At 39.7% G+C, this 16832-nt stretch carries 13 protein-coding genes; all 13 read left to right on the top strand.

The window, feature by feature from the left end:
* The first annotated feature begins 4 nt into the window (after positions 1 to 4).
* Positions 5 to 490 (top strand): type VI secretion system baseplate subunit TssE, encoded by a 486-nt coding sequence (gene tssE / locus B1F84_RS17390; protein WP_010389371.1) that lies wholly within the window; start codon positions 5 to 7, stop codon positions 488 to 490.
* The gene (gene tssF / locus B1F84_RS17385; RefSeq protein WP_131692233.1) at positions 487 to 2313 is read left to right on the top strand and encodes a type VI secretion system baseplate subunit TssF; all 1827 of its coding nucleotides are present in this window, start codon (positions 487 to 489) and stop codon (positions 2311 to 2313) included. Before tssE ends, tssF begins: the two co-directional genes overlap by 4 nt.
* Positions 2310 to 3299, top strand: a complete 990-nt coding sequence (tssG, locus tag B1F84_RS17380; RefSeq protein ID WP_010389368.1) for a type VI secretion system baseplate subunit TssG — start codon at positions 2310 to 2312, stop codon at positions 3297 to 3299. The genes tssF and tssG overlap by 4 nt, the downstream gene beginning before the upstream one ends.
* Before the next feature lie 22 nt (positions 3300 to 3321).
* Positions 3322 to 5940, top strand: coding sequence for a type VI secretion system ATPase TssH (gene tssH, locus B1F84_RS17375; protein WP_131692232.1), 2619 nt, complete (start codon positions 3322 to 3324; stop codon positions 5938 to 5940).
* Positions 5941 to 6160: 220 nt separating this feature from the next.
* Entirely contained in the window at positions 6161 to 6640 is a 480-nt protein-coding gene (locus B1F84_RS17370) for a type VI secretion system tube protein Hcp (RefSeq protein WP_010389365.1), read from the top strand.
* Between the two features lie 74 nt (positions 6641 to 6714).
* Positions 6715 to 8568, top strand: coding sequence for a type VI secretion system tip protein TssI/VgrG (gene tssI, locus B1F84_RS17365; protein ID WP_131692231.1), 1854 nt, complete (start codon positions 6715 to 6717; stop codon positions 8566 to 8568).
* Entirely contained in the window at positions 8568 to 8927 is a 360-nt protein-coding gene (locus B1F84_RS17360; RefSeq protein ID WP_131692230.1) for a hypothetical protein, read from the top strand. The genes tssI and B1F84_RS17360 overlap by 1 nt, the downstream gene beginning before the upstream one ends.
* Before the next feature lie 38 nt (positions 8928 to 8965).
* Positions 8966 to 9256: a PAAR domain-containing protein gene (locus tag B1F84_RS17355; RefSeq protein WP_131692229.1), complete on the top strand. Its 291-nt coding sequence runs from the start codon at positions 8966 to 8968 to the stop codon at positions 9254 to 9256.
* 2 nt (positions 9257 to 9258) lie between these two features.
* Entirely contained in the window at positions 9259 to 10284 is a 1026-nt protein-coding gene (locus B1F84_RS17350) for a hypothetical protein (protein ID WP_131692228.1), read from the top strand.
* Complete coding sequence (locus B1F84_RS17345) at positions 10281 to 11126, top strand: hypothetical protein (RefSeq protein WP_131692227.1); 846 nt, start codon at positions 10281 to 10283, stop codon at positions 11124 to 11126. Before B1F84_RS17350 ends, B1F84_RS17345 begins: the two co-directional genes overlap by 4 nt.
* Positions 11126 to 15631 (top strand): RHS repeat-associated core domain-containing protein, encoded by a 4506-nt coding sequence (locus tag B1F84_RS17340; protein WP_240702030.1) that lies wholly within the window; start codon positions 11126 to 11128, stop codon positions 15629 to 15631. Before B1F84_RS17345 ends, B1F84_RS17340 begins: the two co-directional genes overlap by 1 nt.
* Before the next feature lie 77 nt (positions 15632 to 15708).
* On the top strand, positions 15709 to 16284 hold the full coding sequence (locus tag B1F84_RS17335) for a hypothetical protein (protein WP_131692226.1): 576 nt from the start codon (positions 15709 to 15711) through the stop codon (positions 16282 to 16284).
* 30 nt (positions 16285 to 16314) lie between these two features.
* Positions 16315 to 16794: a hypothetical protein gene (locus tag B1F84_RS17330; RefSeq protein ID WP_131692225.1), complete on the top strand. Its 480-nt coding sequence runs from the start codon at positions 16315 to 16317 to the stop codon at positions 16792 to 16794.
* Positions 16795 to 16832 lie beyond the last annotated feature (38 nt).

The following is a 16832-nucleotide window of genomic DNA, read 5'->3' as shown; positions in this document are numbered from 1 at the left end:
AATTATGATAGAGCATAAGCAGCAGCTTCAAGCATCCATTTTAGATAGGCTCATTGACGATGAGCCAGACTTTCAGGATGCCCCATCTCGTACTGAGGGGATCAGCATTAGTGAGCTGAGAAAAAATGTGCGCAGAGACATAGAAGCGCTGCTAAATGCGCGAATTCAATGGCACACGTGGCCAGCACAATATGCAGAGTTAGCAACATCCTGCTTATCGTATGGTTTACCTGACTTTTCGAGTATGTCGGTGAGCTCTCACGAAGGGCGGGCACTGCTATGTGAAACCGTTAGAAATACAATTTTGAAATTTGAGCCTCGGTTCATTGAAGTTGAGGTATTTACTGACGATGAAGTACCCGTAAATAGAGTATTAAACTTGCGAATAAACGCTTTACTATATGCAGATCCAGAGCCAGAGTTTATTAGCTTTGACTCTGAAGTTGAGCCTGTGAACTTAGGGATGAAGATTATAGAGGCTTCTTTATGAACGATGAGTTATTAAAATATTACAATCGTGAATTGGCGTTTGTTCGTCATATGGGTAAAGACTTCTCTGAAAAATACCCTAAAGTTGCAGGGCGATTAAAGCTAAGCGATGATCATATTGAAGACCCTCATGTATCTAGATTAATTGAATCGTTCGCATTTTTAACGGCTAATATTAGGCAAAAGTTAGATGATAGCTTTCCTGAGCTTACTGATGCTTTATTAGGGCAAATGTTACCTGACTATCAAGCGCCTATTCCTTCAATGTCGGTGGTTAAATTAGAGGCTGAAAACCTCTCAACCACGGGAGTAGTCATTCCAAGAGCGAGTGAAGTTGAAACCAATGTTGAGTCAATGAAGCAATGTAAGTTTCAAACCTGTTATGAAACTTACTTATGGCCTGTTGAAATTACCAGTGCGCAATTTGATAACAGTCCTTTTGTGGCACCAAAACCACGTTGGCATGAGAAAGCAAAGTCAATTTTCAAACTTGAGCTAACCGGTGAATACCCGGGTGTATCACTGGCTGAAACTGGGCTGGAAAAATTACGATTATTTATAAATGGCCAATGGCATCATACGCTTAAAGTGTATGAATTATTGTTTAAGCACGCTATTGGCATTGCTTTTGATAATGGTGATGAGGGTATAAAGTACCTTTCTAAAACTCAACTTAAAGCGGTTGGCTTTGATGCAAATGAAGCGGTTGTACCGTATTCGCAGCGATCAAGTGCCGGCTATCGCTTACTCGTCGAAAACTTTACCTTTCCTGAAAAGTTTCGTTTTTTTGAACTTGAAAATATTCACTCATCGTTGCCTAAAAATTCTAATAAATGCACAGTGTATATTTATCTTGATGCTGAATCTTCAGAGCTTGAAAAGCAAGTAGACAAAGACATGTTCTTGATGGGGTGTACGCCCATAATTAATATGTTTGAACAAGAATTAGAACCTATTCGCCCTGAGCTGAGCGAATACGAATACCAATTAACGCCGCGTTATATGGACTCTGAGATTTCAGAAGTAATTGGTATTTCAGAAGTAATTGCCTTTGACCATAAGGGAAATAAACAAATAGTTTGTCCGTTTTATGGACAAACGCATCCACGATACCAAGGCCACGATGATTTGTTTTGGCATATCCGCAGAGAAACTGCCTCATGGGCAGGGGGTTATGTTGAGTCAGGCACCGAATCGTTTCTATCATTGGTAGATGCACGATTTGAAAATAGCGCTATGGATTATGCTGAAGGGAACACGGTCCTAACCGTACGTGCTAATTGCAGTAATCGAAACCTCCCTGCGAGCATGCCTTTTGGAGACGATGAGCTAGGCTTATTAATGCCAGAGCGCGGCGATGTAATTAAAAAAATTAGATGTTTAATTCCATTTACTCATGCAGTTAGACCGATATTAGCCGATGCAACACGTTGGCAATTAGTTAATCATTTAACGCTCGACGCGTTTAGTGGAGATGATGCATGTAATAAGCTTAAAGAAGTGCTACGCCTTTATGACTTTAGAGCATCTCCGCAAACAAAAGGCCTTATTGATAATATTTACCGTGTGGTTGTAGAACCCGCAACAGCTCGTGTTGTGCAAAAAGGGCGAGTAAGCTTTGCAACGGGAAGTGAAATTGAAATTACCTTCGCCAATGATGACTTTTCAGGAAGTGGCATGTTTTTCTTTGCCTCTATCCTCGATCATTTCTTTGCGCAATTTGCAGCAATTAATAGCTTTACTCGCGTTAGTTTAAGGCTAAAAGAACAAGAGCAAGTGTATTACCAATGGCCTGCGCGAGTTGGGGAAAGCCCGTTAGTATGATCCAACATATTATTTCTCAAGCGTCACAAGTTGACTTTTATAAAGCAGTTTTCATTATAGAAAACCAGCTGAAAAAGCATGGCTTGGAGTATCGCTACGTAGGGTATGACAGTAGTCCAAAGCAAGAGTTAATTAAGTTTACCGCAACTCAAAAATTTGGTTACCCAGGTAACGCTATCACAAAATTAGAACAAGCAAGCTTTGAAGATGGCTTACATAAAGTCAACATGCAGATCTCTTTTATGGGACTAACGGGTTGCTCGGGCGCTTTGCCTCAATTTTATAGCGAACTAGTGATGCAGCGTCTTCGCTATAAAGATACAACCATGCGCGACTTTTACGACATGTTTAATCACCGTTTGGTGTCTTTATATTATCGAGCGTGGAAAAAATATAAACCGTCTTTAAATCATGTAAATAAAGATAAAAACAAAGACCCATACACGCAAATATTAGGGCTTTTAAGCGGCGGTTATGATGAACATCAGTTGCACTTTTCAGGCCTTTATAGCCGAAAAATTCGCAATGCTTTTGACTTAAAAAGTGTACTGAGCTCATATCTTGGCTGTGATGTTGTCATTAAACAAATGATAGGTAAGTGGCACGATTTGAAGCCACAAGAGCAAACATGTTTAGCAAGTGAACGCCTTTATGAGGGACAACATGCCCGCTTAGGTGTTGATACGGTAATTGGTAAAAAGATATGGGATATTTCTTCTAATATCGAGATCCATATCAGTACCCGCGATTTTGATAAAGCAAAATCCTTGTTACCTAAAGGCAAGTTATTTGAATTAGCTAAAAAAATTGTCAAAGACTATGCCGGCAATGCTATTTCATTTCGACTTGTTATTGAGTCAGATTTTCAACAACTTGATGCGGTGCAGCTGTCAAAAAGTGAATGCCAACTAGGCGCAAATAGCTTTTTAATGGCGAGTAAAAACACCCCTAAATTTAACCCTACTAAGTTATCGTTTAAAGGATAATTAAAATTAAAAGGAACAGTGTATGTCAACGATGACATTAAACAAATTAGTTGAGAAACTAAGCCCAGATTGTAGAAAGAGCTTAGAAGCAGCGGTCGCAATTTGTAATAGCCGCAGCCATTTTACGGTTGAATTAGAGCATTGGCTGTTAGCTATGATTGAGCAGCAACTAGACGATGTTAGACTCATATTCAGTGCTTTCGATATTGATATTGATCAGGTAAAGCAAGATTTAAATCAATCATTAGAGTCATTTAAAACGGGTAGTGATTCGTCGCCTAGTCTGTCGGTACATGTTACTACTTTACTTAGACAGTCATGGTTAAGCACCAGTATAGAATTTACTGATGAGCAAATTCGCAGTGCTTACGTTATTTATACGCTTACAAAAGACGATACCTTGTCTAGTTTAGTAACGCGTTGTAGCAAGCTTTTCAATAATATAGAACCTGGACAACTACTACATGCATGGCCTGAAATTGTTGCCCAATCGCAAGAACGTAATACCACCACTGCAAGTGCTACAACACCTGCAAATGGTTCATCTAAAACACCAAGCTTAGATCAATTTACCGTCGATTTAACCGCTCAAGCAAAAGCAGGAAAAATAGACCCAATTTTAGGTCGTGATTTCGAAATACGTCAGATGGTAGATATTTTAACTAGACGTCGTCAAAACAATCCAATATTAACCGGTGAAGCGGGTGTAGGTAAAACCGCTGTGGTTGAAGGACTTGCCCTAAGAATCGCTCAAAAAGATGTACCTGCAGTATTACAAAACGTTAAGTTGCACAGCCTAGATTTGGCTTTGCTGCAAGCGGGTGCGGGCATGAAAGGTGAATTTGAAAATCGTTTGAAGTCGCTAATTAATGAAGTTAAAAACGCTGTTGATCCTGTGATTCTTTTCATAGATGAAGCTCACACTATGATTGGTAGTGGCGGACAAGCGGGTCAAAATGATGCTGCCAACTTACTTAAGCCTGCTCTAGCAAGAGGGGAATTACGTACTATTGCAGCAACAACGTGGGCTGAATATAAAAAGTTTTTTGAAAAGGATGCTGCACTAACACGTCGCTTCCAAGTGGTTAAAGTTGAAGAACCAACACCAGAAAAAGCGGTTGCTATGCTACGTGGTTTAGTCCCGGTGATGGAAAAACATCATAAAGTGTTTATTTCAGAGCAAGCACTTGAAAGTGCAGTGCATCTATCACACAGATACATTACTGCCAGACAACTACCCGATAAAGCCGTTGCATTGTTAGATACGGCATGTGCTCGTGTTGCTATGAGTCAAGCATCGACACCTAATGCGATTGAGCAGTTAATTAATAGGCTTAGTGAAATTGAAGCGCAAGTTTTAATGTTAAATCGTGAGCAAAAAACCGGTTTAGATCACAGCGAACAATTATTAGCACTTAAATCTGAACTAGTTGATATTGAACAACAACTTGAACCATTAAATGAGCAGTTCAATGTTGAGAAGGATATAGTTGCCGAGTTAAACCAAGCGCTAGAATCGATTAACACCAACGATGCAGACTCTTCTGCTGAAGTACTTGAGCAGCTAAAAGAAAGTAAGCTTAAGTTAGCCTCGTATGAGCATAATATGGTGCATTGGCAAGTTGATGAAGAGTTGATTGCACAGGTTATTTCTGATTGGACCGGTATTCCTGTTGGTAAAATGCATGAAGACGAAATTCATGGCATTTTAAATTTAGCAGCGCAAATGAAACAGCGCGTTGTTGGCCAAGATCATGCGCTTGAACTTATGGCTAAAGTGGTACAAACCTCCCGTGCTCAACTTGCAGATGAGAGCCGTCCTAATGGTATATTTATGCTGGCAGGCCCAAGCGGTGTTGGTAAAACAGAGACAGCGCTTTCACTAGCACAAGAAGTGTATGGCAGCGAAGATAACGTAACAGTAATTAACATGTCTGAGTTTAAAGAAGAGCATAAAGTGTCATTACTACTTGGCTCACCTCCAGGCTATGTTGGTTATGGCGAAGGCGGTATTTTAACCGAAGCAGTAAGAAGAAAACCATACAGTGTGGTGCTACTTGATGAAATGGAAAAAGCCCATCCAGGCGTACAAGATATTTTCTATCAAGTATTCGATAAAGGTACGATTAAGGACGGCGAAGGTCGCGATATCGACTTTAAAAATACCATCATTATTATGACCTCAAATGTGGGTACTGATACCACAATGAGTTTATTTGAAGATGAAGAAAGTAAGCCGAGTATTAAAGGTTTATTAAAAGCATTACAAGATGATTTATTAGGCGCATTTAAACCCGCATTTTTAGGGCGCATTAATGTTATTCCTTATATTCCGTTAAGTGATGAAATTCTGACCCAAATTGCAGCGCTGCAAATTAATAAAATAATTAAGCGTGTTAAAAAGCATTATGATGCGCAGTTAACTTATCAAGATGACGTGATTGAATACATTATTGCTAATTGTCAAAATGCCGGATCGGGTGCAAGAAATATTCACACTATATTACAGAATAAAGTACTACCACTATTGTCTGAAATTTTGCTTTCGAGCATGGTTGAAGGTGAAAAAGTAACATCTATCTCATTGTTAATTAAGGATAATGAGTTTGATGTCGAATTAACTAAAGTTAATTTAAAATAACCTGTTTTTAAGGTTGTTTCTTTAGTTTTAGCGCTTTATAATTCGTGTGTCTTATATAGAAACATGGAATTTTTGAGACATTGTCTTCATCTAGGGAAAGGAATTCTGAAGACCTTTTCATTGCTGTTTTAGAGATAATGATTTCAAGGAATTTTGGGTAACCAAAGTAAACGAATCCACATAATGGATAATATTGTTTAATAAAAAGGAGCATTATCAAATGCAAGCAAATACATATTTAAAATACGGTTCAATCAAAGGCGAAACTACTGCCGAGTCTTTCAAAGATTTAATTACAGTTTTATCTTTAGATTGGAACGTTAGCCGTGAAATTAGCTCAGCGACTGGTACAGCGATGGATCGTGAATCTAGCTCTACTCGTCTAGGCGACGTGACTATTACTAAACTTCAAGATAAAGCATCTCCGGATCTTTTCAAAGAAGCAACTATTGGTAAAGGTCTACCTGCTGTTTTTCATATCACTAAACAAGGTGATAAAGTTGAAGAAATCATGAAAATCGAACTTACAGATGCCATGATCTCTAGCTACTCAGTATCTGTTCAAAACGACCGTCCAATTGAAACAATCACTATCAGCTACACTGAAATGATGATGACTGTTACACCAACTGACGATCAAAACAACATCACTGCACCACTAGTATATGGTTACAGCGGTGTTAAAGGTCAACAAATGTAATATTTGTTACCCGATTGTAGCTCTGGGCTTGTGCTCAGAGCTTTTTTTGATCTTCAGGATGGGAAAAGCAAGGAATGCAAAAAGCAACACAAGATAAAAACGTAATTCAAATTAGTACCCCTGTTGGTAAAGACGCCCTTTATTTAACACGCTTCGTTGCACAAGAAGCCATGTCAGATTTATTTGTTATGTCGGCCAATATGTACACCATAGGCCAACAAATCGCACATGAAGATCTGGTTGGCAAGCCGGTATCGATAAAGGTAAAAAATGCCGAGGGTGGGGGTGAACGTTATTATCACGGTATTGTGAGCCAGCTGGTTTCTAACGGCAGCCGCACTGCGGACGTTGACGAGCAAAAAAATTACATTGATTATCAAGCTACCATTGTGCCTTTTGCCGCTTCTATGCGTAATCGCAAGAATAGCCGCATTTTCCAAAAGAAAACAATAAAAGATATATTTGCTGATTTGTTTGGCCAACACAATGTGGCTTTTTCAGATAAAACCAGTAAAACCTACCCCAAATACGAATACTGTGTGCAATACCAAGAGTCAGATTTTGACTTTATCCAACGCTTATTACAAAGCGAGGGGATTTTTTACTTCTTTGAGCATACAAAAAGTAACCATACATTAGTTTTAGCAGATGATATTACCGCATATGAAATGTGTGGTGAGGCTAAAGTTGTTCATTCAACTGGCCATTTAAGTGAGTCTCATGTTTCGCGTTGGCAGGGCGGATTAAGCTTAGCGCCAGGTAGTTTCAAACGTTTGGGCTACGATTTTAAACAGCCATCACGTTACCCTGATGCAGAGCAAGCAAACGCAGAATTACCGACCCAATCGGTATCAGAAATTTTTGAATATACAGCTGAAGCAGAGTGTCATCCTCGCGCGGCTAATTTGGCATCAGTTCAACTAGAGTCACTGCAAAGAGACATGAAGCTCTCAAGCGGGCGCAGTGACTGCCGCTCATTCTCTGTTGGTAAACTGTTTAGTTTCAAAAAACATGAAGACCCACGCCTTGAAGGTAAAACCTTTGCTATCACCTCGATGATGACGTCGATTGTGGTACCAAACCAATCAGGCGCTGCACAAGCATCAAGTGAAGAAGTGTATTCTAACCACTTTGAATGTGTGCCAAAAGACATTCCCTACAGAGCGCAAGTGAGCAAAAAGAAACCGGTTATCAACGGCGTACAAACAGCCATAGTAACGGGTGATAGCGCCGATGAAATTATGATTGACCAATATGGCCGCGTTAAGGTGCAATTTGATTGGGATCGTGAAGGTAAAAAAGACTCTAAAAGTTCATGTTGGATCCGAGTTGCACAAAACTGGGCTGGCAAAAAGTGGGGCGCCTTTTTCTTTCCCCGCGTTGGTCAAGAAGTACTCGTCGACTTTATTAATGGCGACCCAGATCAACCTATAATAAGCGGTGCTGTTTATAACGCAGACCTAATGCCTCCGTACGCATTACCTGGTGAAAAAACGCAAAGTGGTATTAAGACTCGCTCAACTAAAGAAGGTGGAGCAGATAACTTTAATGAGCTGCGATTTGAGGATAAAAAAGGCAGCGAGCTTGTGTATATGCAAGCCGAAAAAGATAAACAGCTTTACGTTAAAAACGATCAAAACGAAAAAATAGATAACGACCGTAATGTTGAAATTCTTAATAACGACAATCTCAAAGTCACAGCTAACCGTGTTGCTGAAATGGGTGAAAATGACACCTTAAAAGTCGGTAAAACACTTAATATTGAAGCGGGTGACGAAATAGTGATTAAAACAGGCTCGGCGCAAATTAAAATGAGCAGTAGTGGCAATATTACTATTGAAGGTACAAACATTGATATTAAAGGCAGTAATGTAAAAGTAGATGGCAGTGCCATTACTTTATCTGCTGGTGTAATTAAGTTAAATTAATGATGGAAATAGTCAATAACTTTCAATCAGGGTTTAGAAACGGCATTGCAAATAACGGGCACGTTGTTTACTGCCGTTATGGTTTACCGCATTTAGTGTGTTTACCAATCAATAGGCCAGATGATCCATTATTAAGCCCTGCTTTAAGTCATTTAAAAGCTATGAATGGCTATTATGCACAGCAGTTTTTTATTCATTTAAGTGATGCACTTAATAGTGAAAATGTAATTTCAAATTTATATCAATATGCAACTCAAAGCACAGTGGCACTTGCTGATCACAGTAAAGATGAGCTAATTGAAGAAATTTCGCTATTAGTGACGACTAACAAGCTACTAGTTATTCCACTGTATGAATAGTATTTCATAAACAAGCAAAGATACGACAAGGAGTCAAAATGGGTAAACCCGCTGCTACAATTGGTCATATGCATGTATGCCCTAAAGTGACCGCTAAAGTGCCACATGTGGGTGGACCTATAGTTGCCGGCTCTGGCAATGTGTTAATAGGTGGCATGCCCGCGGCGCGCAAAGGCGACATGATAGTGTGTATTGGCCCGCCAGATAGCATAAAAACAGGCTCGGGAAGCGTTAAAATTAATGGTAAACCCGCTGCCAGAATGGGCGATGATAGTGGCCACGGCGGAAAAATCGTTGTTGGCAACCCAACTGTTTTAATTGGTGGCTAACTTTGCTAGCGACCTATTTAAGTGATCATCAAGCACAATTACTACAAATTAGTAACGCTCAATTGTGCCCGTTTACGTGTGTAGGTCATGTTCGTTATTTAAGAAAAACCCTATTAGAAAGCTGCTGGGTAAACGCAAAAAACAATAATCAAAAAAATAATTTTGAATTGCCCACCACTGAGCAACTAGTCGAAATAATAACTAACACTAAAAACGATGAATTAGTTGCCCAAGCATGTATTGAAGTTATGGCTAACTTGCCACAAAATAAAAATATTATATTTATAAATGAATTGCTTAATCAGCCAGCGCTAAGTGCTTTTTTTAAAATCATTATAAATAAAGTGGTTATTCAACAGCATAGCTTTAACTTAATTCGGCTATTAAATTTAAACACCTTGTTTTTTGCTTACAGTGCTGATGATGAAATTCCCCCGCAAACCCTGGTCACTATAAATCAAATTACTAGCCTTGCGCAGCACCACGAGCCACAGATATTAACGGCTATTTTTGATGCATTAAGTGAGCAAGCCCATCTATCACCCTTAATGTCGTTATTTTTGTTGTCATTAAATTTTGAGCAAGTAAATAGCTTAAGCAATCATGCCAGTAATACCTTATCGGTTGATCATACATTGCATATTTTATTACAAAGCGGTTTTGTAAAACTGATTGTTTTAGCCAATTCTTTATTACAACAAGTAGAGCAACCCGCGTTAATTATTGCGCTAATAAGACGCATGTTAGGTGATAAACTCGATCAGCTAGTGGAGTACGATATCCAGCGACTCGCTTGGCAAGGTGATGAAAGCGCGCTATTAGAGTTTCAGCAGCAGTTAAAACATAACTGGTCTAAATATGAAACCGCCATGTCGAGTTTACGATTGATTGCAGGACACCCTCTTGATGAAGTGCCTAATGCCATTTATTTATCAGCCATGGATAGCTATAGCCAAGGGGTGTTTAACTTATATCGCTATTATCAACACCTCGCTGCCAATAAAGCTCAGGACGAGGTGGCATCATGAGTGCATTTTCAATAGAGATGGTATGCTTTTCTGCCCCAAATATTAGCAGCGTAGATGCATTATTATTTGACGATAACAGTGCTGTTTTTAATGAACTGCAATGGCAGTCTTGGGATGCCTGTGTTTACGATTGCATAATTAAATCTAAAGAATTAATGGCAGAAGTCACAGACAGCACATTGCCGATGATCTGGTTACTACCAGCGTTATCATTTCAAGATGAGCTAAAACAGTTATTAACTCAGAGCTTACAACAGTTATACCCCGATCATAGCAACGAGCTGATTTTTCATGGATCAACAGGTGCACACTCTGCTATAGCTTTGGCCGGTGAAAAAAAATGGCAAAAATTTAATGTAATTGCTTTAGATGCAACCTTTAAAGCAAATAAACAGCAGCAGTTTGTTTATCAAGGTGTAGGTGGCGCGTTGGCTCTAGTTGAAATGGTGCCTTGCGGGTGGTCGCAGGTAAGCCATGAAATTGCAGCATCTATTGATTTTAGCAAACATAATCAGCTAGCAGGTATGCTTACGCGTTTAGCTGAACAAACAGAGAATAAGATAGATCTAATTTTTGCACCAGGAAATGGGATAGATGATGATAGTTGGTTAAACAATTTACAGCTACTTACTAGCTTAATTGATGAGCACACATATTACGAACTACCCAATTATAAATTAGGGAAAATAGGCGCACTAGAAGGGTTGGTTAATTTGTACCAATTAACCACAAGCCCTGCAATTGTTGAGCATTTTAGTAATGCATTAATGCTTTCACAGGAGCAAGCTAAGCATCAAGGTGCAGCATCATACTTATGGATAAGTGAGGAAGTACACAGCTAATGCAAAGTAATACCGTTGTTTTACAGGGAATAAGTTACCCAATTTGCCTCGTCGCAGGTAAAGGTTCTGCGCCGTCGGGCTTTGTTGCTGTAGCAGCTAACACGCCGGAAAGTGCCAAAAATCAAATTGCGCAAGTAGGTAGTGCACTTTCAAGCGACGCAGCTAAACGTTTAGACGTTATTAACTTGCTTAACCTTGCAGGAGTAAGCTGTTCGCGCGGTGCGTCAGCCCGTGAAACCGCAAGTGTATTAACCCAAGCTTTGGTTGCAGGTACTATTAGTTGTTATCATCAAAAAGCTAAGTCGGCCATTCAGGTAAGCGATAACACCAATAGCGGCGCAGCAGGTAAAAAGGCAAATAGTAAGAGCAGTTCAACAGCCTCAGGCAAAAGTGCCTCTCAAGCGCCGGCTAAAAACAGTGGCGGTGCAAGTAATAATACCCCAAGTGAAGAACCTATCACCAAACAAGAGTGCCGCTCTGATCCAGTTTCTATGCTTTCGGGTGAAGAAATCTTGCCGCTTATTGATTTCACCCTAGCTGGCAGCAAACAATTAATTTGGCGACGCCTATACCGCTCATCGCATGCGGATGTATGCAGTGTGATGGGTAATGGTTGGCGACATGATTTTATGGTGCAGTTAACTGAGCACTATTTACCGCCACCTAAAGTGGGCCCAAAACAAAAGGGCAGCTACTGGTTAGAATACCAAGATGAGCATGGCGCTAAACACCGCTTTGAAAAAGTAAAACCGGGGCAATCGAGCTATCAGTTAAGCAGTAATTTGGCGTTGCATTACCAAACTAATGGTAAGCAAGTATTGGTAACCCCAGATGATCAACACCTTACGTTTAAAGCCGGCGAGAACTCATGGTTGCTCGAAAAAGTTATTAATGAAAAAGGCCAAAGTATTGGTTTTTATTACGATGCGAAAGAGCGCTTGCATCGCGTTGAGGTAAATAAAGCGCGTGGCTGTATTTTAAAATATAACCCGCAAGGGTTGCTGGCAAACATTTCGGCTTACCGTACAGGTGATAACAACAAGCCAGTATTACTTACGCCGTTACTTGCGCAATATGATTATGATGAAAACAAAAACCTCGTTCGCGCGACCAATCAGCAAGGTGAAACAGAGCATTATGGCTATAACGCCGCTAACTTATTAACTAAGCGTACTCGTGCCAGTGGTTTTAGCCATCACTTTGAATGGGACAGTTACTCATCGAGTGCTAAATGTATAAAACAATGGGGCGATAACAACACCTATACGTATCAGTTTGAATATAATTTAGACGCTGGTGAAACAACCTGTATAGACTCGCGTGGGCATAAAGAACACTTTGTACATAACGCGCAAGGTAAGTTAGTTAAGCACACCGACCCTAATGGTAATGTGTGGCAATACGGTTATAACGCACAAGGTCAAAAAGTTACTGAAATAAAGCCAGATAGCAGTGAAATAAAATACAGTTATACCCCTTATGGCCAGTTAGAATCAATAACCCAGCCAGATGGCAGTGTCACTAAATTTGCTTACAACCAATTGGGTCAGCGTGTATTAACAACCTTGCCTGATGGTCAAACAATAACACGTAAATACAGCGTAGCGGGTTTACTGCAAAGTGAAACCTTTGGCGACGGTCGCACCGTACTTTACAGCTATGACAAATTTGGCCAGCTAACCCAACACATAAATAAAGATGGTCAAGTCACTAAGTTTGTATGGAACGAGCAAGGCGAGCTTTTAGCCAAGCACCATAATGATGAGCTTATTCGTTATAGTTACGACAGTTTAGGCCGTGTAAATGCCACCATTAATAACGCTGGTTTGCTGACTCAATATAAATACAATGAGCATGGCCAGCTTGCGCAAACTATTGCCTTTGACGAAAAAGACCCTGAAAACAAACAGCATCAACACTTTAGTTACGATGATGCAGGGCGGTTAATTAGCTCGCAAAACAGTAAGGGTGATACCACCGAGCAGCACTTTGAAGGGCTAAGCCAGCCACATTGTGTTATTCAGCCCGATGGCAGTGCTCTGCATTTAACTTACGATAAAGAGCGCAACCTAACCGCTATCGAACGTAGCGACGGCCATGTATACCGCATAAGTTATGACGCTAACGAAAACCCAACGCAAGTTACTGGGTTTGACGGTACGCTACAGCAATATAAATACGATGCTTGCAACCGCTTAACCTCTGTTACACAGAGCGATAAACGCCATGTAAAAATAGAGCGAGATAAATTAGGCCGCGTAACTGCGCAGCATGCAAGTTTGGCAACCGATACTCACATCGTTAATAACGCCAATTACTACAGCTATAACCTGCAAGGTAAAATTACCCGTGCGCATAATGCACAATCAACCTTAAAGCAGCAGTTTGATAAAGGCGGGCGGTTACTGCGTGCTGAGCAAGTACATAATCAGCAACAAGCACATACCTTAAAATACAGTTACGACGACTATGGCAGAAGGCAATCATTGACCTTGCCAGATTTAAGTACGCTTAAATATAGCTACAATAAATTTGGTCAGCTAAGTGCTATTCACTTACAGCAAGCCAATAGCAATGCTGTTGAACTTGCAGCGCTTAGCTACGATAGCCAAGGCAATATCCAAACGCAAAAGTTTGGTAATGACGTAACCCTTATCCAACAATTTGACGTATTTAACCGCTTAACACAGCAGCAGTTAACCCATCCTGCGCAAGCACTATTTGATACCTGTGCATACAATTACGACAGCGTAAACCAACTTATTACGCGTAAAGAGCAAGGCGTTAATAGCCACAATATTAATTTTGAGTACAACAGCCTTGGCCAGTTAATTCAGCAAAATCTAGCGAGTTCTGAAGTTGATACAATCACTCAATACCAGTGGGACAGTTTTGGTAACCCAGTTAGCCAATCAAGAATTCAAAATAACCAATTAGCCGAGCAGCAAACTCCTCAGCACAATGATGATAGCGACGCCAGCAATAAGGTTGAAAGTAACCAGTCAGCTAACACAAATAACGTGCTTCACAGTGAGTATAGTGACTCAAAGTCAGCAACACTTTCCAGTGACCTAAGCAAAGACGATGGGGTTATTAAAGGCTCTACAGACGCTGACCGGTTAACTCACTTTGGCGACAGCGACTTTCATTATGATGAATTTGGTAACCAAATACGCGAAACCGGCAAAGGTATAAAAACCCGCCGCGAGTACAATGCATTTAATCAGCTAAGTTGCTTTAACAACAACGGCACGCTTACTCAATACGATTACGACCCACTGGGGCGTCGTATCGCTAAGCACACCGAGCAGGGCAAAATTGACTACATTTGGGATAACGACCAGTTAATCGGCGAATACCAACACGGTGAATACACTTGGTACATTAACTTGCCAAATCAATTTCACCCAGTCGCGCTTATTAAACAAGGTGAGGTGTACTACTACCACCTAGACCAACTGAATACCCCACGCTTTGTGACAAATAACAAAGCAGAAGTCGTGTGGGAAAACCAAGCCGATGTGTATGGTTATGAAGAACCCAAAACAGAGTCTGAGTTTAATAAAGAAAACAGCTTCACTCAGCCAATCCGTTTTCAAGGTCAGTATTTAGATGAAGAGAGTGGCCTACATTATAACCGCTACCGCTACTACAGCCCCAAACAGCAACGCTTTATAAACCAAGACCCGATTGGATTAGTGGGTGGCATAAACCATTATCAATATGCACCAAATCCGGTAAATTGGGTGGACCCATTTGGGTTGATGTGTAAAGAGGGTGAAAAGAGCTTAAAAGATGCACTTGCTGTAAGTGTTGCTTCAGGAACTATTAGTAATGAACTATCTGATAAATTATTGCAATCTGCTTACGATGGCAACTTAACGCCGAAAGTTATTAAAGCACATTTAAGGTCATTAACAATACCTCCTACACCAATTAGATGGGTACCTCCTAGTGTTTTAGATAATAAGTTAGGCGAGGGGGGCTATAAAGAGGCATTAGCTATAGATGATGAAGAAGTTCTACTCATTCCAAAACGTAATTCGACAAGTATGAACCCAGCCACAATTGAGGATATCAAACAAGAAGCTAAAGATTTGGAGACTATAAAGGCACTTGGCCTGCCAGTTATTACTATTCCAGAATTTGGCACAACTATCTCTAGCGATGGGAAGATTGTACAGGGTGGAATTCAAGAGCGAATGTTATTCAATGGCCGAGATATTGAAAAAAACATTATGAAGGGGACTAATTCTCAAGGGCTAACGACTGAGAGCCTTAAGGCTGTGTTATCTCAAGATTCATTAGACGAACTGGAGCGCATATATAATATCTTTGAAGAAAAAGAGCTTCACATAAAAGACTTGCAGTTTATGTATGGTGCTGACGGTTTACCGCAAATAGCAGATCCCCAGGAAGTTGCTCTAGGTTCTTCTGATAGTGATTTTTCACTAGACTCAATAGTGAGAGAATATAAATTGATAAATAGTGTTCTTGGATTTTAATAAGCATAATTTTTGTCAAAATATAACCTGTTTCTCGACATTTTTTGAAACCAGTAACTCAAAAAGGAGTTTAAAAAGTGGATAGCTTGTTTAAAGGATTAACCCTTGATAAGGGTATTGTTAATGCATTAAAAGAGAATAAAATAACTAATATTTCACGACCTCAGTCAGAATTTGGGTTGAGAAAATACAGAGCAAGAGTAGATCTTGCAGATAATGAGGTCTTTACCTATTTGGGAAGCTTAATTTACATTCACTTGGAATGCGGTGATATTGTTGCTTTCCGAGCTAATGATGTTAAAAACTCTATTGTTACTTGGTTCGATGTGAAAGACGGTGTCAAAGAACACGTTCATGGTCAAAGTACAGGTGACGAAATGCAATACGATGACCCTAAGTACTCTGATAAAGAGCGTTTTCAAGGTATAATTAACGAGAAAATACTCTCTATAAAAGTGTTCACGCGAAAACAGCCAGAAAATATAAAAAATTTTATAGACTCCGACGAGATAGCAATTCTTTTTGAATCTGCTAAATCAAACATGTTATTGGCATTTCGTGGAAACTTTAAATATAAAACTGTCATGCCGGTATTAAAATTGGAAGAAGCCCCTGAAGGGTTTTTCGATGGTACTGAGATTATTGAGTTATAAAAAACGTATAAGCTGAGAGTTAAGTTAGTAATGTCTAATAACAAAGAGGTGTTTTTATTATTTCCCCCATGGAAGCTTTTACGTAGGTTTTTATTAGTAACAATTATCTTACTTTTGGGAACGGTTTATTCCGGAATGACATTGTTAACACAGTACTTTAATACAAGTCCTGAGTGGCTGTTGGGCATTTTGTTTTCCGTTGGAATTATGTTTTGCCTTTTAAACTTTAAAGTTAGTCAAGGCTCTTTTCTATGTGCAAAGATATTGAAATACTATGCTCTATTTTTAGCTTTGATTTGCTTACCATCATTTATAATTTTAGAGGGAAGTGGTTATCATATAGCTACGGTTACTAATATAGCCTTTATGCTGCTGTCTTTTTATCTAATTAAAGGAAATAAATACCAAGGCTTAATTAAATATCAATATAACTTTTTTAAGGATATAAAAGACGCTCGGGCCGCTGTTGAAAAAGAGATGGCTAAAGGAAATAAAAGGAAGAAAAAGTAAGGCAGTATAGCTTTGCTTACTTAATTGAAATAAAAAGG

Source organism: Pseudoalteromonas sp. DL-6 (assembly GCF_004328665.1).
GTDB lineage: Bacteria > Pseudomonadota > Gammaproteobacteria > Enterobacterales > Alteromonadaceae > Pseudoalteromonas.
The sequence above is the reverse complement of the archived record's forward strand: the minus strand, read 5'-3'. Positions and strand labels throughout refer to the sequence as shown.

What these genes read in the sequence shown, in the direction of transcription:
- tssE (WP_010389371.1), top strand. Translation starts at nt 5, where the DNA reads ATGATAGAGCATAAGCAGCAGCTTCAAGCATCCATTTTAGATAGGCTC.
- tssF (WP_131692233.1), top strand. Translation starts at nt 487, where the DNA reads ATGAACGATGAGTTATTAAAATATTACAATCGTGAATTGGCGTTTGTT.
- tssG (WP_010389368.1), top strand. Translation starts at nt 2,310, where the DNA reads ATGATCCAACATATTATTTCTCAAGCGTCACAAGTTGACTTTTATAAA.
- tssH (WP_131692232.1), top strand. Translation starts at nt 3,322, where the DNA reads ATGTCAACGATGACATTAAACAAATTAGTTGAGAAACTAAGCCCAGAT.
- B1F84_RS17370 (WP_010389365.1), top strand. Translation starts at nt 6,161, where the DNA reads ATGCAAGCAAATACATATTTAAAATACGGTTCAATCAAAGGCGAAACT.
- tssI (WP_131692231.1), top strand. Translation starts at nt 6,715, where the DNA reads ATGCAAAAAGCAACACAAGATAAAAACGTAATTCAAATTAGTACCCCT.
- B1F84_RS17360 (WP_131692230.1), top strand. Translation starts at nt 8,568, where the DNA reads ATGATGGAAATAGTCAATAACTTTCAATCAGGGTTTAGAAACGGCATT.
- B1F84_RS17355 (WP_131692229.1), top strand. Translation starts at nt 8,966, where the DNA reads ATGGGTAAACCCGCTGCTACAATTGGTCATATGCATGTATGCCCTAAA.
- B1F84_RS17345 (WP_131692227.1), top strand. Translation starts at nt 10,281, where the DNA reads ATGAGTGCATTTTCAATAGAGATGGTATGCTTTTCTGCCCCAAATATT.
- B1F84_RS17340 (WP_240702030.1), top strand. Translation starts at nt 11,126, where the DNA reads ATGCAAAGTAATACCGTTGTTTTACAGGGAATAAGTTACCCAATTTGC.
- B1F84_RS17330 (WP_131692225.1), top strand. Translation starts at nt 16,315, where the DNA reads ATGTCTAATAACAAAGAGGTGTTTTTATTATTTCCCCCATGGAAGCTT.